The sequence below is a fragment of the Tabrizicola sp. M-4 genome, assembly GCF_051132405.1.
GTDB lineage: Bacteria > Pseudomonadota > Alphaproteobacteria > Rhodobacterales > Rhodobacteraceae > Paragemmobacter.
The window spans coordinates 2,463,175-2,480,591 of record NZ_CP128606.1 but is presented as its reverse complement, the minus strand read 5'-3'; the positions used below and the strand labels follow the sequence as shown (position 1 = coordinate 2,480,591).

The following is a 17,417-nucleotide window of genomic DNA, read 5'->3' as shown; positions in this document are numbered from 1 at the left end:
TGATGGTCCTCCGGGGTCAGGTTGGGAATTCGGCAAGGCGCAGGCGCGCATCGCCGGACGTGGCTTGGTTCGGGTCGTGAAGGGGCCGCAGACGGACCAAGGGGCCGAGGGCGGCTAGGGTTGCGAAGAGCAGCGCGATTTCGATGTGGTAGACGAAGGAATAGCCAAGCGAGGGGTCGGCAAGGCCGGGGCCGAGCGTGCCTGCCGTGGCAAGGTGGCCCACCACATCGCGGATGGTGCCACCGAGGAAGATGGAGACGCCCTGCGCCGTGGCCTGCGCCGCGCCCCATGCGCCAAGGGCGATGCCCGCGCCGGCAAGGCCGCCCGCCGACATGGTCATGGCGACGGTCAGTGTGGCGATGGCGAAGAGCCCGGCGCCAAAGCCGATGAGGCCCGCGCCTGCGAAGAAGAGGGCGGTGGAATGGAGAGGGGCGGCGAAGATGACGGCGGAGAAGGCCGCGATCCCGGCAAGGATGCCGCGTGCCGCCAGTCGGTAGGGATCGGTGCCGCGTGCCAGCCAGCGGGCCGAGAGGACGAAGCCGGTCAGCGCGCCCATGGCGGACATGGCGGTGAGGAAGGTGGTCTGCGAGACGGAGAGCCCGAGGATTTCACCGCCATAGGGTTCGAGGAGGACGTCCTGCATGGCAAAGCCCAGCGTGCCGAGGACGACGACGATTAGCAGGCGTCCGGCGGTGCCGCCCGCCATGAGATCGGCCCAGGCATCGGCAAAGCGGGGGCGGGGTTCTTCGCGTTCCGCCTTGGACATGGGGCGGAAGCGTTCCTGTTTCCACAGCGCGATCAGGTTGAGGATCAGGGTGGCAAGGCCGCAGCCCTGCACCACCTTGACCAGCGTGAGCGGGTCGAAATTCTGCAAAAGCCAGCCGATGGCCAGCGCCGAGATGCCCATGCCGAGGAGGTTCGCGACGTAGAGGAGGGCCACGACGCGCGGCCGCGTGTCGTCGCTGGCGCGGTCGGAGGCGAGGGCGAGCCCTGCCGTCTGGGTCATGTGCATGCCGAGGCCGGTCATCAGGAAGGCGATGGCGGCGAGGATTTCGCCCGCATAGGGCACCTCGAATGTGCGGTCGCCGGAGAGGACGAGCAGGGCGAAGGGCATGACGGCGAGGCCACCCATCTGCCAGAGCGAGCCGAACCAGAGATAGGGGACGCGCTTCCATCCCAGCGCGGAGCGGTGGGTGTCGGAGCGGTGGCCCAGAAGCGCGCGGAAGGGCGCGACGAGGACGGGGATGGCGATCATCGCCGCCACGATCATGGCCGGGACGGACAGTTCCACGATCATCACGCGGTTCAGTGTGCCGAGCAGGAGGACCTGCGCCATGCCCACGGAGACCTGGAACAGCGACAGGCGCAGGAGTTGTGCCAGCGGCAGGCCCTCGGAGGCGACATCCGCGAAGGGCAGCCAGTTCGCGCTGAATTTCTGGAGGTCTTTCTTGCGGAGGATCATGCGCGATACTCCAGACATTCTGAAATGTAGAAGCCGCGGCTGACGCGTTCCACCTTGGCGAGGTCGCCGCCGGTGTGGCGGGCGATGGCGCGCCAGTCTTGCGGGATCATGGTGGGCGAGCGGTCGGCGCGGGGGAAGGCCTTGCCGATGGTGAAGAAGGTCATGAGGAAGGGCGTGCGCGGCGCGACGGTGAAGGTGATGTGGCCCGAAGTGCGGTCAGCCAGTTTCCGCAATGCTTGCGCGATGTCGGGGGTGCGGTAGTAGATCAGGCTGTCCATCGCCATGACGAAGTCGAAGCGGCCATGGCTGGCGCAGGTCATGTCGCCGGAGGCGAAGGTGACGCGGGGGCGGAGGTCCTCGGTCAGGCGCTGCTCCGCTATGGCGATCAGTTGCGGCGAGATGTCCACCGCCACCACATCGGCCCCGCGTGCCGCCAGTTCCGCCGTCATCAGACCCGTGCCGCAGCCTGCGTCCAGAACCCGGCAACCGCGCAGGTCGGCGGGCAGGCGCGACAGCATGATCGCGCGCATCCGGTCGCGGCCTTCGCGCACGGTCTGGCGGATGCGGCTGACGGGGGCGTCAGAGGTCAGGCGCTCCCACACCTTGGTGGCGCTGCGGTCGAAATAGTCCTCGACGCGGGAGAGCGTGGCGGAATAGTCCTGCATTCTCAGTCAAATCCCAGAAGTTCGAAGATGTCGCGGTCGGGCAGCGGGTCGGGGGTGGAGCCGGGGCCGCCGACCGACCGCCACAGCGTTTCGGCCAGCCGCAGGTATTCGGCGCGGGCGGTGACGATGTCCTGTTCGTCATCCATCTCGAACAGCGTCTTCTTCTTCAGGCGCGAGCGGCGGATGGCGTCGATGTCGGGCATGTGGGCGAGGCGGTTGAAGCCCACCTTGGCGCAGTAGCGGTCGACCTCGTCCGTCTCGCGCGAGCGGTTGGCGACGCAGCCCGCGAGTTGCACCTTGTAGTTGCCGGACTTGGCCTGCACGGCGGCGATGATGCGGTTCATCGCGTAGATGCTGTCGAAGTCGTTGGCGGTGACGATCACGGCGCGGTCGGCATGTTGCAGGGGGGCCGCGAAGCCGCCGCAGACCACGTCGCCCAGCACGTCGAAGATCACCACATCGGTATCTTCCAGAAGGTGATGCTGTTTCAGCAGTTTCACCGTCTGGCCAACGACATAGCCGCCGCAGCCTGTGCCTGCGGGGGGGCCGCCGGCTTCCACGCATTTCACGCCATTCCAGCCTGTCGCCACGTAGTCTTCGGGGCGCAGCTCCTCGGCGTGGAAATCGACCTCTTTCAGGATGTCGATCACGGTCGGTTGCAGGCGGCCCGTCAGGGTGAAGGTGGAGTCATGCTTCGGATCGCAGCCGATCTGCAGCACGCGCTTGCCCATGACGGAGAAGGCCGCCGAAAGGTTCGACGAGGTGGTCGATTTCCCGATCCCGCCCTTGCCGTAGACGGAAAAGACCTTGGCCCCCTCGATCTTCATCGAGGCGTCCTGATGCACCTGCACCGAGCCTTCGCCGTCCAAGCCTTTCAGCAGGGGGATTTCGTCTCTCGGGCTCATGCGTCATTTCCTTTCGAAATGGTCTTCGTCTCGGGGAAAATACCCCGGGGGGTGCGGGGGGCTGGCCCCCCGCTCCGGCGCTGGGCATGGGTGCAGGTCAGGGTCATTCCGCCGCGATCCCTTCCAGTCGATCCTCGAGCTCGTCCGCCGCGCGTTGCAGCGCGGCGAGCGTGTCGGCATCGGGTTGCCAGTAGTTGCGGTCCGAGGCTTCCAGCAGGCGCTGGGCCATGCGGGAGGAGGCTTCGGGGTTGAGGCTGGCCAGACGGCGGCGCATCGCCTCGTCCAGCACGAAGGTTTCCGACAGGCGCTGATAGACCCAAGGATCGACCTGCGCGGTGGTGGCGGACCAGCCGAAGGTGTTCGATACCTGCGCCTCGATCTGGCGGACGCCTTCGGCGCCGTGGCGGAGGAGGCCTTCGAAATATTTCGGGTTCAGGCTGCGCGAGCGGGTTTCCAGCGCGATCTGATCTTTGAGCGTGCGAACGGTGCCGCCGCCGCGCGTCTGGTCGCCGATATAGACCGGGGTTTCCTGCCCGCCGCGCGCGCGTTTCACGGCGCGGGCGATGCCGCCCAGTGTGTCGAAATACTGGTCCACGGTGGTGACGCCCAGTTCCACGGATTCGAGGTTCTGGTAGGCGAGGTCCACGTCCTTGAGCGTCTTTTGCAGGAGCGCCGCGTTCTGCGTGGCCTTGCCGTTGCGGCCATAGGCGAAGGATTTGCGGTTTTCATAGGCGTCGGCGAGTTCGTCTTCCTCGCCGAAGGCGCTGCTTCCCACCATGATGTTGACGTTGGAGCCATAGGCCCCTTCAGCGTTGGAGAAGACGCGGAGGGCGGCGGTTTCCATGTCAACGCCCATCTCGTCCGCATAGGCGAGTGCATGGGCGCGGATGAAGTTCTGCGACAGCGGTTCCTCGGCCACGGCGGCCTTCCATGCGGCTTCGGCCAGCATCCGGGTCTGGAGCGGCAGGAGGTCGCGGAAGATGCCCGACAGCGTCATCACCACGTCGATCCGCGGGCGGCCGAGTTCGGAGAGCGGGATGAGGTCGGCGCCGCAGAGGCGGCCGTAATGGTCGAAGCGGGGCCGCGCGCCCATCAGCGCAAGGGCCTGGGAGAGGGGGGCGCCGTCGGATTTGATGTTGTCCGACCCCCAAAGGACGAGGGCCACGGTGCGCGGCAGCGTCGGGTGGGTGTCGAGCAGGCGCTGCGCCTGTTGCGTGCCGTCCTTCAGCGCGAAGGCGGTGGGCATGCGGAACGGGTCGAAGGCGTGGATGTTGCGGCCCGTGGGCAGGATATCGGTGGACCGGATCAGGTCGCCACCGGGGACGGGGCTGGTGAAGTGGCCGCCAAGGGCGCGGAGGATGGCGGGGATTTCGGTCTGGGCTTGCAGCTTGGCGTCCAGCGCCTCGGCCTCCGCGCCTGTCGCGCCGATCAGGTCGATGTAGTCGCGCCGTTCACTCGCGCCCATCGGGCGGCCAAGGACGTGCAGGCCATCGGGGATCAGCGCGCCTTCGGTTTCGAGGAGTTTCACCCAGAGGTGCGCGGGATCTGTCGGGTCGAGGTCCACGGTGCGGGCCTGTTCGACGATCAGCTCCCACAGGTCCGCGCGGTCGGGCGCGTCGTCGGCGGCGGCGCGCCAGCGGGAGAGGGAGTCCTTCAGGTCCTGCAAGCCCTTGTAGAGGCCGGATTGCGCCAAGGGCGGCGTCAGGTGGGTGATCGTCACCGCGTTGGAGCGGCGCTTGGCCAGCGTCGCCTCGGACGGGTTGTTCGAGGCATATAGATAGACGTTCGGCATGTTGCCGATCAGGCGGTCGGGCCAGCAGGTTTCCGACACGCCCGCCTGCTTGCCCGGCAGGAATTCCAGCGCGCCATGCATGCCGAAATGCAGCAGGACATCGGCGCGGAAGTCATCGCGCAGCCAGCGGTAGAAGGTCATCATGGCATGGGTCGGTGCGAAGCCCTTTTCGAAGAGCAGGCGCATCGGGTCGCCTTCGTAGCCGAAGACGGGCTGGAGGCCCACGAAGACCTTGCCGAATTGCGCGCCGAGGACCATGACGCCGCGCCCGTCGGTTTGCAGGCGGCCGGGGGCGGGGCCCCAGACGCGCTCGACATCCGACAGCCAGCGCGTCTTCGCGACGACTTCGGCGGCGGGGATGATGGTGTGGACGTTGGCGGGCTGGCCATACATGCGGGCGGTGCCGCCCATGACGGCTTCGCGCAGATCGTCCAGCGTGGCGGGGGGCGTCAGGTCATAGCCTTCGGCCTTCATCGCGTGGAGCGTGTTGAAGAGGCTTTCGAAGACGCCGAGATAGGCGGCGGTGCCTGCGGCGCCTGCGTTCGGGGGGAAGCCGTAGAGGATGATCCCGACGTTACGTTCAGCGACTGCCGAACGGCGCAGGGCGGCGAGGCGGCCGGTCTTGTCGGCCAGCGCGTCGATGCGTTCGAAGCAGGGGGCCATGGCGCGGGTGGTGATCGCCTCTTCGCTGGCCGCGCGGCAGTTCATCTTGCAGCCCGCGCAGCCGTTCAGGTCGTGGCGTCCGGCGAAGACGGTGGGGTTGGTCGCGCCGTCGATCTCGGGCAGCGCGATGAGCATGGTGGTCTCGACCGGGCCGAGGCCGCCGCCCGATGCGCCCCATTGGCCCAGCGTCTGGAATTCCAGCGGGTGGGCAGCGATATAGGGGATGTCCAGTTCTTCCAGCGCGGCCACGGCGGCGGGGCTGTCGTTATAGGCGGGGCCGCCGACGAGGGAGAAGCCCGTCAGCGACACCATCGCATCGGTGCGGCCCTTGAAGAAGGCGTCGATGGCGGGACGCCCGTCTAGGCCGCCCGCGAAGGCGGGAAGGACGGCGATCCCCTTGGCCTCAAAGGCCCGGATCACCGCGTCGTAATGCGCGGTGTCCGAGGCGAGGATGTAGGACCGCAGCATGAGGAGCCCCACGGTCGAGACCGCTCCCACCGGGCGGGGGAGGTCCGCCACGTTGGTGGTGATGCGCGCGGCGAGGTCGGGGTGGTAGAGCCCGACATCGGGATAGTCGACCGGGGGTTTGGCCGAAACCGCCTTCCAGTCGCGGTTGGCCGAGTAGCGCGAGACGAGGTAGCGGATCATCTGTTCGATGTTGTCGTCGGACCCGCCGAGCCAGTATTGCATCGACAGGAACCAGGCCCGCAGGTCCTGCGCCTTGCCGGGCAGGAAGCGGAGGATCTTCGGCAGGCGGCGCAGCATCTTCATCTGCTTTTCGCCGGAGGAGCCGGAGGGGGCGTTCGACCCGCGCAGTTTCTTCAGGAGCTGCATGGCGGCGGAGGCGGGTTTCGCCATGTCCAGCTCGCCCATCCGCGTCATCTTCACGATCTGCGGATCGGCGATGACGCCGACGAAGGCGTCGAGGCCATCGCGGACGGCGCGGAGGTCGTCGATGACGGCGGTGATGTGTTCCTCGATGAAGAGCAGGTTCGCGACCACGATGTCGGCGGCGCGGATCGCGGCCTTGGCGCGGGCGAGGGCTGCGGGGTTCTCGGCCCATTCGGCGGCGGCGTGGATGGAAACCTCGATGCCGGGGAAGTCCTTGGCCAGCGCGGGAGCGACGCGGGCGGCGGGGCCCGCGGCATGGGCGTCCAGCGTGATGACGACGAAGCGATAGGTGCGGTCGCCCCGGTGGGGCGCGGTGGTCGCGTCCGTCAGGGGGTGGCGGTCATCGCGCATAATGGGCCTTTGCTTCGTAGAGGGTGTCGATGCTGATCTGCGCGACGCCGCGGTCGGCTGCGTATTTCTCGGTGTTGCGTTTGGCCTTGCCGCGCACGAAGAAGGGGATCTTCTTCAACTCGCGCTCGGCATCGGGAAGCCAGACGACTTCGCCCGAAGGCGTCACCACCGGGATCTCTGTCGCTTCAGCCGTTTCCAAATATCCTGCGGGGGGTGCGGGGGGCGCAAAGCCCCCCGCTTCCGCAGGTTCAACCCGCGCCACGGCCTTGCCGCCGTGATGGCTGGCGCCCGCGTCGTCGTGGAATTCGAAATCCTCGCGGAACATGGTGAGGAGGTGTTCCTCCAGCCCCATGACCAGCGGATGGATCCATGTGTCGAAGATGACGTTCGCCCCTTCGAAACCCATCTGGGGCGAGTAGCGGGCGGGGAAGTCCTGCACATGGACGGGGGAGGAGATGACGGCGCAGGGGATGCCGAGGCGTTTGCCGATATGGCGTTCCATCTGCGTGCCGAGGATGAGTTCGGGTTGCAGGCGGGCGATTTCGGCCTCCACCTCGAGGTAGTCGTCGGTGATGAGGGGTTCGACGCCGTAGGCCTTGGCGGCGGCGCGCATCGGTCTTGCGAATTCGCGGTTGAAGCAGCCCATGCCCACGACGTCGAAGCCGATCTCGGTCGCGGCGATGCGGGCGGCGGCCGTCACGTGGGTGGCGTCGCCGAAGATGTAGACGCGCTTGCCGGTGAGGTAGGTGGAATCGACCGAGGCCGACCACCACGGCAGGCGGAGGCCGGATTCATCCACTTTGGCAGAGAGGCCCGTCAAGCCACTGACTTCATGCAGGAAATCGCGCGTGGCGCCGACGCCGATGGGGACGATCTTCGTATAGGGCTGGCCGCAAGCGCGTTCGAGGTGGCGCGCGGCGGTTTCGCCGGTTTCGGGGTAGAGGAGCACGTTGAAATGCGCCTGACCCATCCGGGCGATGTCTTCCGGTGTCGCGCCCATCGGGGCTGCGACGTTCACCGTGATGCCCATGAGGGCGAGGAGCTTCGTCACCTCGGCCACGTCGTCGCGGTGGCGGAAGCCGAGCGCGGTTGCGCCGAGGATGTTGCAGGTGATGGCTTCGGTGCGGGGCATCGGTTTGGCCAATGCCTTGACGATCTGGTAGAAGGTTTCGTCCGCGCCGAAGTTCTCCTTGCGCTGGTAGGAGGGGAGTTCCAGCGGGATCACAGGGATGGGGAGGCCGAGGGCTTCGGCCAGACCGCCGGGGTCATCCTGGATCAGTTCGGCGGTGCAGGAGGCCCCGACGATCATCGCCTGCGGTTGGAAGCGGTTGTAGGCGTCGCGGGCGCTGTCCTTGAACAGGTTCGCCGTATCCGCGCCGAGGTCGCGGGCCTGGAAGGTGGTGAAGGTGACCGGCGGGCGGTGGTTCCTGCGTTCGATCATGGTGAACAGGAGGTCCGCGTAGGTGTCGCCCTGCGGGGCGTGCAGGACGTAGTGCAGGCCCTTCATGCCCGTCGCCACGCGCATCGCGCCGACATGGGGCGGGCCTTCATATGTCCAGAGCGTGAGTTTCATTCCGCGGCCTCCTTGCGCAGGATCGCCTTGCGGCGGAGGGGGCGGGAGAAGAGGCCGGCGAGGTCGCCTGCCTGTTCATAGAAATGCACGGGCGTGAAGACGAGTTCGATCGCCCATTTGGTGGTGTGGCCTTCGGCTTCCAAAGGGTTCGCGAGGCCGAGGCCGCAGACGGTGAGGTCGGGGGCGGCGGCGCGCTGGCGGTCGAGTTGCTTTTCGACGTCTTGGCCCTCGGAGATGACGGGGCCGGTGGGGAGGAGGTCGAGGTCGGGGCCGACGAGGCCTTCGTGCAGGTAGGGGGTGCCGACTTCAACCGCCGTCATGCCGCATTCGCGGGTGAGGAAGCGGGCGAGCGGGATTTCAAGCTGGCTGTCGGGGAAGAAGAAGACCGACTTGCCGCGCAGTTCCTGCGACTGGGTCGCGATGGCCTTTTGCGCGCGGGCGCGGGGGGCGGCGGTGACCTGTTCGAAGAGGTCGCGCGACACGCCGAATTCATCGGCGATGGTGCGGAGCCATGCAGTCGTGCCTTCCTCGCCGAAGGGGAAGGGGGCGGCGAGGTGGCGGGCGCCGCGGCGGGTCAGCGCCGCGTGGGTGTCGCCGAGGAAGGGTTGGACGAGGGCGAAGACGGTGTTCGCGCCCACGGCGGGCAGGTCGCCCGCGCGGCGGGCGGGGAGCATGCGGACGGGGCCGATGCCGAGCTGCGACAGGAGCGAGAGGCACTGGTCTTCGACGACGTCGGGCATGGCGCCCACGATGAGGAGTTCGCGGGCCGTCGACGCGGGAAGCGTCGGGACCATCGCGGCGAGGCAGGCATCCTCGCCCTGGGTGAAGGTCGTCTCGATGCCGGAGCCGGAGTAGTTGTAGACCCGGACATGGGGCGAATGGACGCCCGAGAGGCGTTCGGCGGCGCGGGCGAGATCGAGCTTGATCACCTCGGACGGGCAGGAGCCGACGAGGAAGAGTTGCTTGATGTCCGGGCGGCGGGCGAGGAGGCGGGCGACTTCGCGGTCGAGTTCCGCGTTGGCATCGGCGAGACCGGCGAGGTCTTTTTCCTCGAGGATGGCGGTGCCGAAGCGGGGTTCGGCGAAGATCATCACGCCTGCGGCGGCCTGCAAAAGGTGCGCGCAGGTGCGGGAACCGACCACGAGGAAGAAGGCATCCTGCATCTTGCGGTGCAGCCAGATGATTCCCGTGAGGCCGCAGAACACCTCGCGCTGGCCGCGTTCCTTGAGGACCGGGGTGGAGCGGCAGCCGGTGGAGGGAAGGTCGAGGCTCATGCGATCACCTCGGCCATGGTGCGGTTTTCTTCGATGGCTTCCGCCTCGGCATCCAGCCGCGCCATGCGCAGTTTCCAGAGGAACTGGCCCGCGTTGATGACGTAGGTGGCATAGGCCGCGAGGGCGAGGAACATCAGTTCCGTTGGGGTCAGAGCGCCGGTGAACAGCGCCCAGAGATAGGCGGTGTGGAGCGCGATGACGGCGAAGGAGAAGACGTCTTCCCAGAAGAAGGCGGGGGCGAAAAGGTACTGGCCGAAAACGACTTTCTCCCAGATCGCGCCAGTGACCATGATCACGTAGAGAAAGCCCGTCTTGACGATGATCGACACGGTCGCAGCGGTGTAGCCGTCGCCCGTCATCAGGAAGCGGACCACGAGGAAGACGGACACCGCGAAGACGAGGAATTGCGCAGGTGCCAGCAGGCCCTGTACCAGCGTCCAGCGGGTGGCGTCGCGGCGGGCGCGTTCCTCTTCGGTGTAAAGCCGCTTGCGCGGTTTTCTGCTCGGACTCGGATGCATCGACAGACGCCCTCCTTTCGGCTCCTCGCTGGTGAAGGTTAGCGTGGGAGGCAGGAGTGTCAACTGAAACTTACACATTGTTGCGTGGGCGCGGGGTGGAGGTGTGGTGATGCCTTTCGGATCAATCCGTGTTGTTTTGTTGAATTATTTTGCAGGTTTCTTCGAGTTAGAGCGGAAAAAATTTTTTCTTGATGCTGGGGCTGTCAATTTGCTTTGACAATCTAGAACCAAAGGCGGACAGTAACTTTGGGCCTTTCGGAGGGTTGCGCGACGTCATGTCATGCGAACTCCTTGGGTCTGCGGAGCCGAAAATGCAGCAGGGAATGCAACTGAGGTCTGCGCATCGGGACGAGGGCCCGATGGGCGGCGTATCGCAATTCGCCGCGGAGGTCGTCGCGAGGCTGGTGCTTCGTGGTGGGTCCGACGAGGCGGGTCTGCGCGAGGTGCTGTTGCAGCGCTTCATCGCGGCGATCTCCTCTTCCGATACGGGGGCGTTCGAGGCGTTCAAGCCCGAGCTGAAGCGTGCGCGCATCTCGGCCACAGCGCTGGCGGATTGCTATATCCCCGAGGCCGCGCGCCGCATGGGCGAGGCCTGGGAGAATGACTCCTTGAGTTTTGCCGCTGTCACGATGGGCGTGGCGCGGATGCAGGCCATCCTGCGCGAGATCGGGACCGCCTGGTCGGCCGATGCGATGGGGCAGGTTGCGGGGCCGACGCTTTTGGTCATCCTGCCGCCCGGGGAGCAGCACACGCTTGGGGCGCTTGTCCTTGTGGGGCGACTGCGGCGGATGGGGGTTTCGGTGTCGATGCGCATCGCGCCCTCTGCGGCGGATTTGCATCGCTATGTGGCCGAGCGCGGCTTTGACGGGGCTTTGATATCCGTTGCAAGCAACGACAGGCTTGAAACTTGCCGTACACTTGTGAAAACGCTTAAAGAAGCGAGTGATGGCAAGATGAAGGTCGCTGTCGGCGGATGCATCCGTGACAGCGCGGAAGATGTGATGCAGGCGACGGGTGCCGATCTGGTGACGAACGACATCGTCAGGGCCTTGGCCATGATGGATCTCTTTGTCGGAGAGATGCTTGAGCTTGAGTTGAGTTAACCCTGAAAGGGTCGACCATGTGCGGTGCGGCCCATGATCGGAAAGAGAGTGACGACCGACGGTAGACATTTGCTCAATGGCGGGAAGTTGCCGCTGATCGCACCCGATCTCTTGAGTGAGATTCTTGCGACGGCGTCCGACATCGCGCTGCTGGTGTCGCCATCGCGGCGCATCATCTCGGTCCTCGTCAATCCGCATCATCGCAGCTTTGGCCAGTTGACCGACTGGGAGGGCGCGCATCTGAAGGATGTGCTGACCGAGGAAAGCCTGCGCAAGGTCGAGATGCGCATCAGCGGGATGCATGGTGCAAGGCATGGCGATGTGGCGGTGGAGTTGAACCACGCCGATCAGTCCAACTGGGAATTCCCGGTGCGCTATTCGCTGCATCGCATCGGGGCGGATGACTCCATCCTGATGCTGGGGCGCGATCTGCGGCCCATCGCGGAGGTGCAGCAGCAACTGGTGCAGGCCCAGCTTGCGCTGGAGCGGGATTACGAGACGCAGCGCGAGATGGACACGCGGTATCGCGTGCTGATGGAAGTGTCGCGCGATGCGGTGATCATGGTGTCGATGTCGACGGGCCGGATCACCGACATCAACCCGGCGGCGGCGCAGATCCTTGGCGGGATGCGGGCCGATCTGGTGGGCACAGCGGTCGCCGCCGAGTTCGAGGGGCGGCGTCGCGGCGAGTTTCTGGAAAGCCTTGCCAATATGGCCGTGGCGGAAAGTTCGGCGCCGATCGAATTGACGGCGCGGCGGTCGCAGCGACGGGTGTTCCTCACGCCCACGGTGTTTCGTGCGGCGGGCGAACGCATCCTGCTATGCCAGCTTGATACCTCGGAGCGGGGGCAGGCGGGCAATGACGAATTGGGCGAGAACCTGTCGCGGCTGTATCACGAGGGCGTGGACGGGATCGTCTTTGCCGATGGCGAGGGGAATATCCGCGCCGCGAACGAGGCCTTCCTGAACCTGACGGATACGGCCAACATGGCCGCCGTGCGCGGGCGGTCGCTGACCGATTTCCTTGCGCGCGGGGCGGTGGATCTGCGGGTCCTGCTGGACAATGTGAAGCGGACGGGGCAGCTGCGGCTTTATGCGACGCGGCTGACGACCGATTTCATGGGGCAGATCGCGGTGGAGATTTCGGCCACGTGGTTGAACGACCGTCCGAACCCGGTGCTGGTTCTGGTGGTGCGCGATGCCAGCCGGGCCGAAACGCTGCGCCGTCCCATCGGCCAGTCCGATGACGGGGTGCGCAACGTGATGGAGCTTGTGGGTTCCAGCACCTTGAAGGACATCGTCGCCGAGACGACGGATGTGATCGAGAAGATGTGCATCGAAACGGCGCTGGAGTTGACGCGGAACAACCGCGTGGCGGCGGCCGAGATGTTGAGCCTGTCGCGGCAGTCGCTTTATGTGAAGCTGCGCAAATACGGGCTTTTGAACAAGGACGGCGAATAGGCCGTCATTCCCCCATGCGCCGAAAGACAGGCGGGCTGGTTCTGGCCGTGCCGTTTCGTGCATTTTTCCCTCCCTTCCCGCCGGTTTTTCTTTTCCCTGTCCTGATGTTCTTGGTCTGATTTGACCTGTGTCAAGGCTGCGCGTCAAAAAACTGTCAACTTGAATTGACAGTCAGGCGGGAGGCCAAGATGCGGATCGTGTTCATCCATCCGAACTACCATTCCGGCGGGGCGGAGATCGCGGGGAACTGGCCTCCGGCATGGGTGGCCTATCTGACGGGCCATCTGCGGCGCGCGGGGTTCGATGACATCCATTTCATCGACGCGATGACGCATCATATCGGGCCGGAGGAGTTGCGGGCGCGTCTTGCGGCGTTGAAGCCCGATGTGGTGGGTCTGACGGCGATTACGCCCGCTATCTATGAGGCGGAGGAGGCGCTGCGGATCGCGCAGGAGGTGTGCCCCGATGCGCTGCGGGTGCTGGGGGGGATACATGCCACCTTCATGTTCCGGCAGGTGTTGGAAGAGGCGCCTTGGGTCGATGTGATCGTGCGGGGGGAGGGGGAGGAGATCCTTGTCAACCTGATGGAGGCGGTGCGGGACGGGCGCTGGCCTGCGGAGCGGCGGAAGATCAGGGGGCTGGCCTTCAAGGACGGCGAGGAGATCGTGGCGACGCAGGCGGCCTCCACCGTCAAGGACTTGGACGCGATTGATCCGGATTGGTCGATCCTTGACTGGGACAAGTACATCTACGTGCCGTTGGGCGTGAAGGTGGCCATCCCCAACATGGCGAGGGGGTGCCCGTTTACCTGTTCCTTCTGTTCGCAGTGGAAGTTCTGGCGCGATTACCGTGTGCGGGACCCGAAGAAGGTTGCGGATGAGATCGAGAGACTGGTGACGGATCACGGGGTCGGGTTCTTCATCCTTGCGGATGAGGAGCCGACCATCAACAAGAAGAAATTCGTCGAGTTCTGTCAGGAGCTTATCGACCGTGGCCTGAACAAGCGGGTGACGTGGGGGATCAATACCCGCGTGACGGATATTTACCGCGACCGCGATCTGCTGAAGTTCTACCGCGAGGCGGGGCTGGTGCATGTGTCTTTGGGGACGGAAGCCGCGGCGCAGTTGAAGCTGGACCTGTTCAACAAGGAAACCACGGTTGCCGAGAACAAGGAGGCGATCCGGCTCTTGCGCGAGGCGGATATCTTCACCGAGGCGCAGTTCATCGTGGGCTTGGACAACGAGACGAAGGAGACGCTGGAAGAGACGTTCCAGATGGCCTGGGACTGGCAGCCGGACCTTGCCAACTGGTCCATGTATACGCCCTGGCCCTTTACCCCGCTGTTTCAGGAGATACGGGATCAGGTCGAGGTCTTCGACTTCTCGAAATACAATTTCGTGACGCCCATCATGAAGCCTGCCGCGCTGACGCGGGGGGAACTCTTGGACGGGGTGATGAAGAATTACCGCCGGTTCTACATGCGAAAGGCGCTGTTCCATTACCCGTGGCGCGGGACGGGGTTCCGGCGGCGCTATCTGCTTGGGTGCCTGAAGGCCTTCCTGAAGGCGGGGGTGGGGCGGACCTTCTATGACCTTGGCAAGGCGGGCTATTGGGGGCCGCAGACCAAGGGGAAGGTGGATTTCCACTTCGACGACAGCCGCAAGATTGCCGATGCGCAGATGGCGGATTGGGAGGCCTCTGCGGACCGTGCCGCCAAGGCTGCCGAGCGGCGGGCGGCGGTGAAGGCGCAGATGGGCGAGCGGGCGGAGGAGCGGCGCGCGTTCAAGATGCCAGAGGTCGCGGCCTGTGGCGGCGGCAAGCAGCAGATGGACGAGGAGGCGTGAGGTGGATGGGGGATATGTCCCTGTCGCAGCCTCGGAGGCGCGGATCGGGCCGAATGCGATAACGCAACTCGTCGCGGTGTTGGACCGAGTCGAGGGGCGCGGCTTCCGAGATCAGGTGATGGCGGCGGCGGGGGTGGCGGTGCCGGACCCGGCGCTGGGCATGATCCCCGAGGGGGATGCGGCGGCGGTGCATCTGGCGCTGCGGATGGCCGTTCCGGAGCGGGCGGAGGGGTTGCTGCGTTTGGCGGGGTTGGCGACGGGGAGTTACATCCTGCGCCACCGCATCCCGCGCGTCGCCCAATGGGTGATACGGGTGCTGCCTGCGCCTTTGGGCGCGCGGGTGCTGGCGGGGGCGATTGCGCGGCATTCCTGGACCTTTGCGGGGTCGGGGACGTTCCGGGTGGCGGGGTGGAAGCCTTTGACCTTCGAGGTGGGGGGGAACCCGCTGGTTGTGGGGCTGCGGGGGGATCATCCCTTGTGCCACTGGCACGCGGCGGTGTTCGAGCGGCTGTTCGCGCGGTTGGTCTGGAAGGGTTGTGTGGTGCGCGAGGTGGCCTGCGCGGCGGCGGGAGATGGGATCTGCCGGTTCGAGGTGGTGCCCCGTGCCTGACGCCTGCGCGGGGTGTCGGGTGGCGATTTTTGGGTATTTGGGCCGAGACGAAGACGGGGTGTCAGAAAAAGTTGACAGTTTGGACTTGTCCGACTCTCCAATCTGCTATGTAGTTGAACCATGACTGTCAGCTATTCCATACAGCCCCGCCGCCTTCCCGAACCGCGCGCCATGCTGCGGCTGATCAAGCCGATCACATGGTTCCCGCCGATCTGGGCGTACCTTTGCGGGTCGGTTTCCTCGGGCGTGCCCCTGTCGGGCAACTGGGGGATGGTTCTGCTGGGCATGGTGCTGGCGGGGCCGATCGTGTGCGGGATGTCTCAGGCGGCGAATGACTGGTGCGACCGGCATGTGGATGCAGTGAACGAGCCGGACCGTCCGATCCCTTCGGGGCGGATACCGGGGCGGTGGGGGCTTTATATTGCTCTTGCAATGACGGCGCTGTCACTCTGGGTTGGGTCGCTGCTGGGGACTTGGGGGTTCTGGGCGACGGTGGCCGGGGTTGTCGCGGCATGGGCCTATAGCGCGGAGCCGGTTCGGTTGAAGCGGTCGGGCTGGTGGGGGCCGGGGCTGGTGGGGCTGTCCTATGAGGGGCTGCCGTGGTTCACGGGCGCGGCGGTCCTGTTGCAGGCCGCGCCGAGGTTCGAGGTGGTGATGATCGCGCTGCTTTACGCATTCGGCGCGCACGGGATCATGACGTTGAACGATTTCAAGGCTTTGGAGGGGGATCGGCAGCATGGTGTGCGGTCCCTGCCCGTGGTTCTGGGGCCGGAAGTGGCGGCCAAGATCGCCTGCACGGTGATGGGCATGGCGCAGGCCTTGGTCGTGCCGCTCTTGGTGCTGTGGGGCAAGCCCTTGCATGCGGCTGGCGTCTTCGCCGTGCTGGTCTTGCAGGTGGCGGCGATGCGCGTGCTGTTTCGCGATCCGAAGGGCAAGGCGCCCTGGTACAACGGGACGGGCGTGGTGCTTTACGTCACGGGGATGATGATTTCGGCCTTTGCCCTGCGGGGGCTGGCATGAAGCTGTCATGGGTCCAGATCATCCGGCTGGGCCTTGTGCAGATGTGTCTGGGCGCGGTGGTGGTGCTGACCACCTCGACGCTGAATCGGCTGATGGTGGTGGAGCTGGCCTTACCGGCGGTGCTGCCGGGGCTGCTGGTGGCTTTGCATTACGGCATCCAGATCACGCGGCCCAATTGGGGGTTCCGGTCGGATACCAAGGGGAACCGGACGGCATTCATCATCGGCGGCATGGCGGCGCTGGCTTTGGGCGCGTTTCTGGCGGCGGTGGCGGTGGTACTGTTTCCTTCCGGGTTTGGGGCGGGGCTGGCTCTGTCGGTGCTGGCCTATGCGCTGATCGGGGTGGGCGTGGGGGCGTCGGGGACGTCGCTGCTGGCGCTGCTGGCGACGGCGACGGAGCCGCGGCGGCGGGCGGCGGCGGCGACGATCACATGGCTGATGATGATCCTTGGGATTGCCGTGACGGCGGGGACGGTTGGGGCGCTTTTGGACCCCTATACCCCGGCGCTGCTGTTGGAGATCGTGGGCGTCGTGACGGCGGGTGCGGTGGTGCTGACGGCGCTGGCCGTCTGGGGCATCGAGCGGCGGGTGGTGGCGGAGCGTCCGGTTGAGGCTTTGCCGTTCCGTGCAGGGATGGCGGAGGTCTGGGCGGAGCGGAAGGCGCGGGTCTTCACGCTGTTCATCTTCCTGTCGATGACCGCCTATTTCATGCAGGAGTTGATACTGGAGCCCTATGCGGGGCTGGTCTTCGGTTTCGCGCCGGGGGCAAGCACGCAGCTTTCGGGGGCGCAGAATGGTGGCGTCTTCGTGGGCATGCTGCTGGTGGGGATCGCGGCAACGGGGCTGCGGATCGGGTCGTTGCGGATGTGGGTGATGGCGGGCTGCATGGGGTCGGCGCTGTCGCTGCTGGCGATTGCGGGGCTGGGGCAGACGGGCGGGGCGCTGATGCCGGCGGTCGTGGCCTTGGGCTTTTTCAACGGGATGTTTGCCGTGGCGGCCATCGGGACGATGATGGCGCTGGCGGGGCAGGGGCGCGATGCGCGGGAGGGGACGCGGATGGGTCTCTGGGGCGCGGCGCAGGCACTGGCGGCTGGTTTTGGCGGGCTGGTGGGGGCGGCGGCGGCGGACGCCTTGCGGCTGGTGATGCCGGTTCAGGATGCTTTCGGCGCGGTCTTCGCGGCCGAGGCGGGATTGTTCGTGCTGTCCGCGCTGATCGCCGCGCGGGTGGTGGAGGGGCGGGGCGGTCGTCGCCTGCCCGATGCGCAACTGATACCGGGGGAATAGGC

General features: G+C 66.1%; 13 protein-coding genes. 6 read left to right on the top strand and 7 right to left on the bottom strand.

Annotation, left to right across the window (positions count from 1 at the left end; genetic code table 11):
* Positions 1 to 16 precede the first annotated feature (16 nt).
* From TabM4_RS12150 to bchF, 7 genes are all read right to left on the bottom strand, one after another.
* The gene (locus tag TabM4_RS12150; protein ID WP_434612642.1) at positions 17 to 1,462 is read right to left on the bottom strand and encodes a PucC family protein; all 1,446 of its coding nucleotides are present in this window, start codon (positions 1,460 to 1,462) and stop codon (positions 17 to 19) included.
* The gene (bchM, locus tag TabM4_RS12145; RefSeq protein ID WP_434612640.1) at positions 1,459 to 2,127 is read right to left on the bottom strand and encodes a magnesium protoporphyrin IX methyltransferase; all 669 of its coding nucleotides are present in this window, start codon (positions 2,125 to 2,127) and stop codon (positions 1,459 to 1,461) included. The genes TabM4_RS12150 and bchM overlap by 4 nt, the downstream gene beginning before the upstream one ends.
* A 2-nt stretch (positions 2,128 to 2,129) precedes the next feature.
* A complete protein-coding gene (gene bchL, locus TabM4_RS12140; RefSeq protein ID WP_434612638.1) occupies positions 2,130 to 3,032 on the bottom strand; it encodes a ferredoxin:protochlorophyllide reductase (ATP-dependent) iron-sulfur ATP-binding protein in 903 nt (300 codons plus the stop codon).
* 103 nt (positions 3,033 to 3,135) lie between these two features.
* On the bottom strand, positions 3,136 to 6,729 hold the full coding sequence (locus TabM4_RS12135) for a magnesium chelatase subunit H (RefSeq protein ID WP_434612636.1): 3,594 nt from the start codon (positions 6,727 to 6,729) through the stop codon (positions 3,136 to 3,138).
* Complete coding sequence (gene bchB / locus TabM4_RS12130) at positions 6,719 to 8,302, bottom strand: ferredoxin:protochlorophyllide reductase (ATP-dependent) subunit B (RefSeq protein WP_434612634.1); 1,584 nt, start codon at positions 8,300 to 8,302, stop codon at positions 6,719 to 6,721. The genes TabM4_RS12135 and bchB overlap by 11 nt, the downstream gene beginning before the upstream one ends.
* On the bottom strand, positions 8,299 to 9,576 hold the full coding sequence (locus tag TabM4_RS12125) for a ferredoxin:protochlorophyllide reductase (ATP-dependent) subunit N (RefSeq protein WP_434612632.1): 1,278 nt from the start codon (positions 9,574 to 9,576) through the stop codon (positions 8,299 to 8,301). The genes bchB and TabM4_RS12125 overlap by 4 nt, the downstream gene beginning before the upstream one ends.
* A complete protein-coding gene (gene bchF / locus TabM4_RS12120) occupies positions 9,573 to 10,094 on the bottom strand; it encodes a 2-vinyl bacteriochlorophyllide hydratase (RefSeq protein WP_434612630.1) in 522 nt (173 codons plus the stop codon). The genes TabM4_RS12125 and bchF overlap by 4 nt, the downstream gene beginning before the upstream one ends.
* 323 nt (positions 10,095 to 10,417) lie before the next feature.
* Here bchF and TabM4_RS12115 point away from each other — a divergent pair, with 323 nt between their 5' ends.
* From TabM4_RS12115 to TabM4_RS12090, 6 genes are all read left to right on the top strand, one after another.
* Entirely contained in the window at positions 10,418 to 11,197 is a 780-nt protein-coding gene (locus TabM4_RS12115) for a cobalamin B12-binding domain-containing protein (RefSeq protein ID WP_434612628.1), read from the top strand.
* 69 nt (positions 11,198 to 11,266) lie between these two features.
* Entirely contained in the window at positions 11,267 to 12,658 is a 1,392-nt protein-coding gene (ppsR, locus tag TabM4_RS12110) for a transcriptional regulator PpsR (protein WP_434622059.1), read from the top strand.
* Between the two features lie 188 nt (positions 12,659 to 12,846).
* On the top strand, positions 12,847 to 14,502 hold the full coding sequence (gene bchE, locus TabM4_RS12105; RefSeq protein WP_434612626.1) for a magnesium-protoporphyrin IX monomethyl ester anaerobic oxidative cyclase: 1,656 nt from the start codon (positions 12,847 to 12,849) through the stop codon (positions 14,500 to 14,502).
* Between the two features lies 1 nt (position 14,503).
* Positions 14,504 to 15,112, top strand: a complete 609-nt coding sequence (gene bchJ, locus TabM4_RS12100; protein WP_434612624.1) for a bacteriochlorophyll 4-vinyl reductase — start codon at positions 14,504 to 14,506, stop codon at positions 15,110 to 15,112.
* 120 nt (positions 15,113 to 15,232) lie between these two features.
* Entirely contained in the window at positions 15,233 to 16,132 is a 900-nt protein-coding gene (gene chlG / locus TabM4_RS12095; RefSeq protein ID WP_434612622.1) for a chlorophyll synthase ChlG, read from the top strand.
* The gene (locus TabM4_RS12090; RefSeq protein ID WP_434612620.1) at positions 16,129 to 17,415 is read left to right on the top strand and encodes a BCD family MFS transporter; all 1,287 of its coding nucleotides are present in this window, start codon (positions 16,129 to 16,131) and stop codon (positions 17,413 to 17,415) included. Before chlG ends, TabM4_RS12090 begins: the two co-directional genes overlap by 4 nt.
* Positions 17,416 to 17,417 lie beyond the last annotated feature (2 nt).